General features: G+C 39.8%; 11 protein-coding genes and 2 tRNA genes. All 13 read right to left on the bottom strand.

From position 1 onward, the window contains the following. Window positions 1-75 precede the first annotated feature (75 nt). A tRNA-Asp gene (locus COS96_00190) sits at window positions 76-152 on the bottom strand. Between the two features lie 15 nt (window positions 153-167). Then, window positions 168-242: transfer RNA gene (locus COS96_00185), tRNA-Met, on the bottom strand. A 197-nt stretch (window positions 243-439) separates the two neighbouring features. Further along, window positions 440-703: an endonuclease gene (locus COS96_00180; protein PIU44221.1), complete on the bottom strand. Its 264-nt coding sequence runs from the start codon at window positions 701-703 to the stop codon at window positions 440-442. A gap of 131 nt (window positions 704-834) precedes the next feature. Further along, entirely contained in the window at window positions 835-1,404 is a 570-nt protein-coding gene (locus tag COS96_00175; protein ID PIU44220.1) for a hypothetical protein, read from the bottom strand. Beyond that, window positions 1,401-2,816, bottom strand: coding sequence for an Asp-tRNA(Asn)/Glu-tRNA(Gln) amidotransferase GatCAB subunit A (gene gatA / locus COS96_00170; protein PIU44222.1), 1,416 nt, complete (start codon window positions 2,814-2,816; stop codon window positions 1,401-1,403). The genes COS96_00175 and gatA overlap by 4 nt, the downstream gene beginning before the upstream one ends. A 13-nt stretch (window positions 2,817-2,829) precedes the next feature. After that, window positions 2,830-3,156: an Asp-tRNA(Asn)/Glu-tRNA(Gln) amidotransferase GatCAB subunit C gene (gatC, locus tag COS96_00165; GenBank protein ID PIU44219.1), complete on the bottom strand. Its 327-nt coding sequence runs from the start codon at window positions 3,154-3,156 to the stop codon at window positions 2,830-2,832. Between the two features lie 5 nt (window positions 3,157-3,161). After that, on the bottom strand, window positions 3,162-4,256 hold the full coding sequence (locus tag COS96_00160; protein ID PIU44218.1) for a rod shape-determining protein: 1,095 nt from the start codon (window positions 4,254-4,256) through the stop codon (window positions 3,162-3,164). A gap of 2 nt (window positions 4,257-4,258) precedes the next feature. After that, complete coding sequence (locus COS96_00155) at window positions 4,259-5,515, bottom strand: prolyl-tRNA synthetase (GenBank protein ID PIU44217.1); 1,257 nt, start codon at window positions 5,513-5,515, stop codon at window positions 4,259-4,261. A gap of 28 nt (window positions 5,516-5,543) precedes the next feature. Further along, complete coding sequence (locus COS96_00150) at window positions 5,544-6,650, bottom strand: hypothetical protein (GenBank protein PIU44216.1); 1,107 nt, start codon at window positions 6,648-6,650, stop codon at window positions 5,544-5,546. 7 nt (window positions 6,651-6,657) lie between these two features. Continuing rightward, the gene (locus COS96_00145; GenBank protein ID PIU44215.1) at window positions 6,658-7,221 is read right to left on the bottom strand and encodes a ribosome recycling factor; all 564 of its coding nucleotides are present in this window, start codon (window positions 7,219-7,221) and stop codon (window positions 6,658-6,660) included. Between the two features lie 5 nt (window positions 7,222-7,226). Continuing rightward, a complete protein-coding gene (locus tag COS96_00140; protein PIU44214.1) occupies window positions 7,227-8,120 on the bottom strand; it encodes a hypothetical protein in 894 nt (297 codons plus the stop codon). A 1-nt stretch (window position 8,121) separates the two neighbouring features. Beyond that, entirely contained in the window at window positions 8,122-9,180 is a 1,059-nt protein-coding gene (locus COS96_00135) for a rod shape-determining protein (protein PIU44213.1), read from the bottom strand. A 123-nt stretch (window positions 9,181-9,303) separates the two neighbouring features. Continuing rightward, on the bottom strand, window positions 9,304-9,543 hold a 240-nt coding region (locus COS96_00130; GenBank protein PIU44212.1), incomplete at its 5' end, for a hypothetical protein.

Below are 9,543 nucleotides of genomic sequence, written 5' to 3'. Positions count from 1 at the left end.
AAAATCCTTGCCAAAGCCGAGCCCCGCCTCTGGCGGGGCGAGGCAACAATCGCCCAAAATCCGAATTTTGAAAATTGGCGGGAGCGACGGGACTCGAACCCGCAACCTCATCCGTGACAAGGATGCGATCTAACCAATTGATCTACGCCCCCATTAAAATTTACGTGTTGTGCCGGTGACTGGATTCGAACCAGTGACCTCGGCCTTATGAAGACCTTGCTCCACCGCTGAGCTACACCGACCGATGCTTGTAGCGGGGGCCCGAATTGCACGGACGTCTCAAGGTTATGGGCCTCGCAAGATACTACTTCTCTACCCCGCTGAATATATTCTTACCATAATCAGCGATTTTACGCAAAAAAAAATTCGTCTAATGTTTTTATTTTCGCGCAATTTTTATGATATTATTTGATCAACTATATCTTACAAAATTCGCTTCTCATAAGACACTACTCCTCCAACCCGATATGTATTGTTTAATTCTCTCTTTGTTCTTTAAAGATTTTATATACTTCTCTTCTTTCATCGCGTCCGCTCTTACTGAATGTGTATTTCTATATACAACAATCCATGGCTTATATTTCCTCGTCCAAGATTTTTTATCGTCATTGTGCTGGTTCAATCTTCTTTCAAGATCGTTGGTTTGCCCTATATAATACTTATCATGTTCTAAGCTAAAAAGAATATAAGTAATATAGTCCATGTTGTTATGGGTTCCGCTTACAGCGGAATACTACTTCTCTACCCCGCTGAATATATTCTTACCATAATCAGCGATTTTACGCAAAAAAATGGCCCGCCTGCGCATCGCTATGCGAAACATTGCGGGCAGGCTTAAATAGCTTCAACGGCGATTAAAGCTTCTTCATAAGCGAATATTGTTTTTTCAGCATTCTCTAATGTCAAAGTATAATTCGGGTCATGAATAATATTGTTGCGGACATTATGGGCGCTTTTAATTTCAGCAATATTATAAAAAGTGGTTAATGTTATGCTCTCCAATATCTCGCCCAATGTCTCTCCTTTATAACCCATTTTTTTCAAAACGTCGTTTAAAAAGATATCTGCTTCAATGATGGCTAACTTATATTCCGAACCTTGACCGGATTTCAATCTTTTTTTGACACCCTTCCAATCCTTGGAAATATCGCTTGATCCATAGGGCCTGTAGGTAAAAAATTCCACCACGTCTGTCCAGAAAAGAGCTCTTATGTATTCGCCGTCTTTTATGGCGTAAATTATAATTCCGACAAAGAACAAAGAAATTGAAATAAAAATTACCTTTATCCATGAAAGCAAAACAAAAAAATCAGAGCTGTTCAAAAAGCCGGAAACGCCATGGATTATTGCCGAAAAATTAAAATTTATTATTCCGTCAACTATTGTTGAAACATCAGTATTCATAATGTATATCTTTGAGCTAAATCTAAAATATTATTTTCCTCAAAAGGTTTCCCGATGATTTGAAGTCCGACCGGCAATCCATTAACTTCTCCGCAAGGAAAGGAAAGAGCCGGCAATCCTGCTAAATTAACTGAAACTGTAGAAATATCAGAAAGGTACATTGAAAGAGGGTCTTCTATTTTCTCTCCTATTTTAAAAGCTGTAGTCGGAGAAACCGGAGTTAAGATAAAATCAACTTCATTAAAAGCCTTTTCAAAATCTTGCCTTATCAAAGTCCTTACTTTTTGAGCCCTCAAATAATAAGCGTCGTAATACCCTGACGACAAAGAATATGTCCCGAGCATTATTCTCCGCTTGACTTCCTCGCCAAAACCATCCCCCCTAATCCGCAAATAATGCTCAAGAAGACTGCCGTCTTTTGAATCTTCTTTTCCAAAACGAATTCCATCATATCTGGCTAAATTAGAACTGGCTTCAGATGTCGCTATTATATAATAAACAGGAAGGGCGTATTCGGTGTGAGGAAGGCTGATTTCTTTTATTTCTGCCCCCATTTTCTTATAGCTCTCAATGGCATTTTTAACAACTTTTTCCACTTCAACATCCATCCCTTTCACGAAATACTCCTTGGGAATTCCAAGCCGTAGATTTTGGATTTTGGATTTTGGATTTAATTTGGGATTTAATTCTACACTAGTGGAATCCATCTTATCTCTTCCTTTGATTGCCTCAAAAATAATTTTTGCATCCTCTATTGTCTTGGCCATCGGCCCGATCTGATCAAGGGAAGAGGCGTAAGCCATCAAACCGTATCTGGAAACCGCTCCATAAGTCGGTTTTAACCCAACAATACCGCAAAAAGAAGCCGGCTGACGTATTGAACCTCCCGTGTCTGAACCAAGCGAACAAACGCACATATCATCAGCTACGGCAGCCGCTGAACCGCCCGACGAACCGCCGGGAACTCTTTCTAAATCGCAGGGATTTTTAGTTATTCCAAAAGCGGAATTTTCCGTTGAAGAACCCATAGCAAACTCGTCGCAATTTGTTTTTCCCAAAATTATCACTTCTTGTTTTTTAAGTTTCTTTACTGTCGTAGCGTCATAAGGAGCTTTATAATTTTTCAAAATCTTTGAGCCGGCTGTACATTTCATTCCCTCAACCAAGATATTGTCTTTTATGGCCAAAGGAATTCCGCTCAAAAGAGAAATCTCTTTACCGTCCCTAATCAAATCATCCACCTTTTTTGCCTGCAATAAAGCGCCGTCTTCATCCACAGAAAGAAAAGCAAAAACATCCTTATTTCTTTCTTTTATCCTTCCCAAATAAGCTTGACAAATTTCCCGACAGGAAAATTCTTTATCCAACAGGCCTTTGTTAATTTTAGAAATTGTTAATTCCTTCAAATCCATAAAATTAGGAAATTTATCCGCCAAAGGCGGACCAGCCTATGGCTGGGAAAATTGATTTCACTTTCACGTAATCGCCTTCCCTTTCTCCGGCTTCTTTTAATAATTTCTCCGAATTTGTTTCTTTAATTCCACAGACATCGATGGCCAAATCCTCCCGCATAACATTGGCTACTTTTATTGAATGGTCAGCCTCTTCAACCCCGTCAACATCAGCTCCTTTTAATTTCTCCACAAAATTCAAAATCTCCAAAAATTCTTTTGATATTTTTCCTATTTTTTCATCGCTTAAGCCGATTCTGGCAAGTTCAGCGATATGTTTAACCTCTTCCTCTTTTATCATGTTTTTTACTTGGGCGGTTCTAAATTTTCCGTGCCCACCAGCACCTCTTGCAATTCATCAAGGTTCTCCAAAACTATTCCCGCTCCCCTGACCACAGCCGTCATCGGGTCATCAACCAGCCTTGTTGAAATTTTTGTTTCCTTAGCTATCAGAATATCCAAACCTCTTAAAAGAGAACCTCCTCCGGAAAGAAATATTCCATTGGCCATCACATCAGCCAATAATTCCGGCGGAGTTTCTTCCACGGCTAATTTAACTTCAGCCACAATCTGTTTAACTGATTTTTCCATTGACCTTCTTACGTCCTCTTCCGAAATCATAATTTCTTCAGGCAATCCGGTGATTAAATTTCTGCCCCTCATAGACATCTCCCGCGAATTGGAAGATTTTTTCCCCTTGGAATGCTGTTCCAAATCTACTTTCCCCATGGAAATAGCCGAACCGATGCCCATTTTAATAGCTTCTGCCGTTCTCTCTCCAATCAGTAATTTGTATTCCTCTTGGGCAAATTTAATAATATCTTCATTGAGCTTGTCTCCTGCCACCCTTAAACTTTTAGCCAAAACTATTCCCCCCAAAGAAATAATGGCGACTTCGGTTGTTCCTCCCCCAATATCAATAATGAAATTCCCTCCTGCTTCTTGGACAGGAAGACGAGCTCCGATTGCCGCTGCCATCGGTTCTTCAATCAGAAAGACCTCTCTTGCTCCGGCTGATTTTCCGGCATCAATAACCGCTTTCTTTTCCACTTCAGTCACGCCATAAGGAATGCCGATGATAACTCTCGGCCTCGGACTTAAGAAAAATCTTTGCTTGCGGGCTTTCTCAATAAAATACCTTAACATCTGTTCCGTAACTTCAAAATCAGAAATAACTCCTCCCCTTAACGGCCTGGTGGCGACAATATAAGTCGGTGTTCTTCCGACCATCTTTCTGGCCTCGTCTCCGATAGCTAAAACCTGCCCTGTTTTTTGATTAACAGCCACCACCGAAGGCTCAACAATAACAATCCCCATTCCCTTCACATAAACAAGCGAATTGGCAGTCCCCAAATCAATGGCGATATCTTGGGAAAATTTAGAAAAGAGTTTTTTCAGCATAATTAAATTTCCTCTAATAAATCATCTATTTTTACCAGTTTTACTTCTTTTTCTTTCCTTTGCTTAATCTCAACGCTGTTTTCCGCTAATGTTTTTTTGCTTATCACAACTCGGCAAGGAATTCCAATCAAGTCAGAATCAGCGAATTTCTCTCCGGCGCTCGCCCCCTCTCTATCATCGTATAATACCTCAATTCCTTGAGCTTTTAAACCCTCATAAATTTTATCGCTATTTTCTTTAATGCTAAGATCTTGGCCGACGGCGATTAAATGAATCCTAAACGGAGCCACTGTCTCCGGCCAAATTATGCCCTTTTCGTCATTATTTAACTCCACAACAGCGCCCATCAGTCTGGATGGACTCATCCCATATGAACCCATAAACACCAACTCATCTTTGCCTTCTTCGTTTTTGTAAGTTAAATTAAACGCTTCGGAATATTTATATCCTAATGTATAAATATCTCCGACTTCAATTGACTTCTTGCCCACCAAATTATCCTTGTTCAAACTTAACCCAAAATCCTTTATGACTTCATCATTAAAATCATCCTTGTTAATGGCTATTCTTTTTTTCTCGTCAATAATATAAACAACATCTTCCCCTGCCTCTGATAATGTTTGAAATTCATATGAATATTTTGAAAATGAACCGCCGGAAGAAATTGTAATGTATGTTTTGTCCCCCATCCCCAACCTATTGAAAACCTTCATATATACTTCTTTCATTTTTTCATAAAATTCTTCGTGGTCTTCTTTACTCCTGGAAAAAGAATACAAGTCTTTCATCATGAACTCCCTGCCTCTCATTAATCCAGACTTCGCTCTAGCCTCATTGCGAAACTTTGTTTGTATTTGATATACGTAAATCGGCAAATCTTTATAAGAACTGATATGATTTTTCATCAATTTTGCCAACACTTCTTCGTGGCTGAATCCTAAACCCAATTCAGTCCCATTTTTCAATGATGTTTTAAACCAATTATCAACAACATCATCGCTCCAACGACCGGTTTTTCCCCATGTCTCTTTATCTTGTAAGGCAGTCATAATCAACTCCTGCCCTCCCACAGCATTCATTTCTTCTCTGATTATATTTGAAATTTTATTAATAACCCTGATGCCCAATGGCAGATATGCATAGGCGCCGGCTAATTCTTTATTAACAAAACCGGCTCGTATTAATAGTTGGGCGTTCTTGCTTACCTCGTCCTTTGGCGCCTCCTTTTTAGTTTTCGTGAACAATTGCGATTGTCTCATAGTGGTAAATTATAAATTATGAATAAAATTAAAAGAAACGGTGGAGGTCGTTGAAGGTGGCGGCCAGCATCATCAGAATAAGCAAACCGAAGAAAAACATAGTAATATTTTCTTCTATTTTTTGAGGAACCGGTTTTCGCGCCACAGCTTCAATCGCCAAGAAAACCAACTTACCGCCGTCTAAGGCCGGTATGGGCAATATGTTAAACATCGCCAAAGCCAAAGAGATTACAGCCGTCAAATTCATTAAGGTGGCAAATCCCATCTTAGAAGCTGTGTCCACTAAAGAAAAAATGCCGACTGGTCCGGAAACAGAAGATGCCAACGGAGCAATATTCTTCTCCTGAAATGACTCTTTTATAAAATAAGCCAGGCCGGAAAAAGAATAAACGGAAATATTGGCCGAGTGCAAGAATCCGGAAAAAATCTTATTCGCAGGACTGACATAACTTACTTGAGCGATATTTCCCAAAGAGACGCCTAACGGCCCTTGATTATCAGGATACTCAATTCGCGGAACGATATTTATATTCTTGTTTTCATTCGTAATGGCATTCCTTAAAACAAGATTTATTTCCTTTCCCTTTTTCTCCTGTATAAACTCTATAAACTCGCTTGTGTTTTTAAATTCTTTGCCGTTAACTTGAAGAATCAAATCTCTCGGCTCAATCCCGGCTATTTCGGCCGGAGAATTTTTAACCACAGCTCCGGTGGCTATAAAATTTTCCTGCTGACCGAAAGGGAATTTAAAATCATAAATAAGAAATTGTTTTGTTTGAAAACCGCTGGAAGACAAAATAAAGTAGAAAATAACAGTCGCCAGTAAAACATTGAATAAAACTCCGCCGAAACTTATCAGCGCCCTCACTCTAACCGGCTTGCCTGAAAAACTTCTATCCTTATCTTGGGCAACTTCGCTGGTTTCCCCGTAAAGCTTATTGAACCCACCGAAAGGAATGGCGCCGATGGAATAAAGAGTCTCTCCTTTTTGTTTTTCCCAAATCCTCGGAGGGAAGCCTATGGCGAATTCTTCCACTTTTACCCCTGTCATTTTGGCAAAAACAAAATGCCCCAACTCGTGGACGAAAATTAGTAAACTCAATATTAAAATAAAAATGATAATGGAGACAAACATTTGAAATTTAGAACATTATTTCTTTCTTCTTCCGCTCCCCTGCCTCCTCAACTTTCTTGTTGTGATCGTCTATCAATTTTTGAAGCTCATCCTTGCCCCTGAATTTATCATCTTCCCTGACGATTCCCTCTTTAAATTTTTCCTGAATTTCATCCCAAGCCTCGTCTCTCCATTTTCTGATGGTCTTTTTCGCTTCTTCCTCTATTTCGGAAACAATCTTGACGATATTCTTTCTGTATTCCTCATCAACAAGGGGCAGATTAATGCGAATAACATCCTTATCAACAACAGGACTCAAACCCATATTCTGCTTTGAAAAAGCTCCTATTATAGGCTCAATATATGATTTATCCCAAGGCTGAATGACAATCTGCCTCGGTTCCGAAATAGAAATAGCTCCCAATTGCTTTAAAGGAAGATTCTGGCCAAAGCAAGGAACCATAATATCCTCCACTAAGGAAGTACTGGCTCTTCCTGTTCTCAACTTAGCCAATTCTTTTTCCAAAAAAGACATCACCTTCGCCAGCTCCGGTTTTACTTTTTCAATAATTTGACGATAAACTTCAGCCATAGATTTTAAAATTCCAACATCAGGGTCTCTAAAGCCAATTTTTTATTGGCATTAGTAGATGATGTCAAAAAGATTATTTCTTGCGTTTTTTTAATAATATCCTCTATTTTCGGAACAGAATAGCCAAAACTATTTTTTTTCTCCGGATATTCCAATTCAAATAATAACATATCTCTGAAAAATCCCAGCCAGACATTAAGGATTCCTTTGGCGTCTATCGCTCCCTCTTCTTCCTTTTCTTTGTCCAAGTCCTTAACGTATCTAAATCGCGAACCTAAATTTGAATTGAGAATATCCTTAAGCTCTTCTATCGCCTGCCTATGCTTTTCTAATTTTGACTTATCAACGGCGAGGTCAACGGCTTCTCCCGGACGACCGGCGGAAAGCTTAATAATGTCTTCAATTTCCTCGGCTGATAATTCTTGCGTTTTTAAAAAATCTTTTATTTCCCCTTTCGTCACCGGATAAAATTTGATCATCTCGCACCTTGAAGCAATGGTCGGAAAGAAAAGATTCAGCGATTCAGCTACTAAAATCAAAACTGTTTTTCCCTTCGGCTCCTCTAATGTTTTCAGAAATGAATGCTGGGCTTGAGAATTCATTGAAGAAGCGTCATTTATAATCGCCACCTTGAAAGAGGAAAAATAAGGTTTTAAGGAAAGTTTTCTGCTCAATTCTCTTATCTGGGAAATCTGAATGTCTTTTCCTTCCGGCTCAATCAGTATCAGGTCCGGGTATTGCCCGCTGGAGTCATTGCCTAAAAGTTTTTTGGCGAATTCCAATGCCAATGTTCTTTTCCCCAACTTCTCCTGCCCGACAAACATTAAGGCGTGAGGAATGTTCCCTGAAGCGATTATTCTTTCCAGAAAGTCCTGCTGTTTTTTATGGCCGATCAACATACTATTTCTTGCTCATTAAGCTTTTCTTATAAATATCCAGATTCTCCAGCATCACGCCTGTTCCTTTAACAACGCAGAGCAATGGCTCTTCCGCCACGGAACAAGGAACTCCTATGTGCTGGGCGATAAGGTCGGGAAATCCTTTCAACAAAGCTCCTCCGCCTGATAAAACTAATCCCTTATCCATTACATCAGCTGATAATTCCGGCGGGGTGTCTCTTAAAACGATTTTTATCGTCTGGACTATTTCCATCAAAGTGTCTATGATAGCTTCGCAGATTTCATTGCCGGAAATGACGATATTTCTGGGTAATCCGGAAATCAAATCTCTACCCCTTATTTCCATTGTCTTTTCTTTGTCATCAGGAAGGTTTTCGTTCTTGTCTTTAGGAACATTAACTACAGGAGCGGGATATTTTTTTTGAGGAATAGCCGCCCCGATATTAATTTTCAATTCCTCAACTGTTTGCTCTCCGACAGCCAGATTATATTTTCTTTTTATATAATCAGAAATAGCCGAATCCATTTTATCCCCGCCAACCCTTAAAGAATGGCAAGTTACTATTCCTCCTAAGGAGATTACCGCTACTTCCGAAGTCCCTCCTCCAATATCAACTATCATGTTGCCGGAACAGGAATTTATGGGAATTCCGGCGCCGATGGTAGCCAAAATCGGCTCCTTGGCCAGGAAAACCTGTTTGGCTCCGGCATTCATTCCCGCTTCAATGACTGCTCTTCTTTCGGTTGAAGTTATCCCGGCCGGAACACCGATAATAAGCTCGGGTTTGATGAATTTCCAAAAACCGGACACTCTATCAATAAAATACTTAAGCATCGCCTGGGTTACCCTAAAATCAGCAATAACGCCGTCTTTAAGGGGCCTATAGACCATAATCGTATCAGGAGTCCTGCCGGTCATTTCTTTGGCCTCGTTCCCTACGGCCAGAATTTTATTTTCAGAAATTGAAACAGCGACCACAGATGGCTCGTTCAAAACTACCCCTTTTTTAGGGACGAATACCAAAGAATTCGCCGTACCGAGATCAATTCCTATCTTCATATGATTTTATTGTACTTGAAACCCCCCCATTTTACAAGAAAAAAAGGGGGACAAAATCCAATGACCAAAGATCAATGGACAAATAAAAAGGCTTTCGTTCTTAAACGAAAGCTCCGATGCTCTTCAGAAACCGCTTGGTTCCACTCTTTTGCCGGTATCTTCAGCTTCTTTAATCTGTGTGGCAATCCTTTTGTCTTCCTGCGCTACCTTCTCCTTGGCGACCATGGCATTGATTTTGGCCGATGTGATTTTTAGCTCCAAATCTTCTTTCTCTTTCTTGAACGCTTCTACTTTGCCATTCCATTCTTTTTTGTCTTTTATGAATTTTTCTTTCTTAGCAAAATTATCGCAGAAACTGATAAT

The sequence above is a fragment of the Candidatus Nealsonbacteria bacterium CG07_land_8_20_14_0_80_39_13 genome (assembly GCA_002779355.1).
GTDB lineage: Bacteria > Patescibacteriota > Minisyncoccia > Minisyncoccales.
The sequence above is the reverse complement of the archived record's forward strand: the minus strand, read 5'-3'. Positions and strand labels throughout refer to the sequence as shown.

Excerpts from the sequence above, each read along its gene's own strand:
- COS96_00180 (PIU44221.1), bottom strand. The coding sequence starts at position 703 with ATGGACTATATTACTTATATTCTTTTTAGCTTAGAACATGATAAGTAT.
- COS96_00175 (PIU44220.1), bottom strand. The coding sequence starts at position 1,404 with ATGAATACTGATGTTTCAACAATAGTTGACGGAATAATAAATTTTAAT.
- gatA (PIU44222.1), bottom strand. The coding sequence starts at position 2,816 with ATGGATTTGAAGGAATTAACAATTTCTAAAATTAACAAAGGCCTGTTG.
- gatC (PIU44219.1), bottom strand. The coding sequence starts at position 3,156 with ATGATAAAAGAGGAAGAGGTTAAACATATCGCTGAACTTGCCAGAATC.
- COS96_00160 (PIU44218.1), bottom strand. The coding sequence starts at position 4,256 with ATGCTGAAAAAACTCTTTTCTAAATTTTCCCAAGATATCGCCATTGAT.
- COS96_00155 (PIU44217.1), bottom strand. The coding sequence starts at position 5,515 with ATGAGACAATCGCAATTGTTCACGAAAACTAAAAAGGAGGCGCCAAAG.
- COS96_00150 (PIU44216.1), bottom strand. The coding sequence starts at position 6,650 with ATGTTTGTCTCCATTATCATTTTTATTTTAATATTGAGTTTACTAATT.
- COS96_00145 (PIU44215.1), bottom strand. The coding sequence starts at position 7,221 with ATGGCTGAAGTTTATCGTCAAATTATTGAAAAAGTAAAACCGGAGCTG.
- COS96_00140 (PIU44214.1), bottom strand. The coding sequence starts at position 8,120 with ATGTTGATCGGCCATAAAAAACAGCAGGACTTTCTGGAAAGAATAATC.
- COS96_00135 (PIU44213.1), bottom strand. The coding sequence starts at position 9,180 with ATGAAGATAGGAATTGATCTCGGTACGGCGAATTCTTTGGTATTCGTC.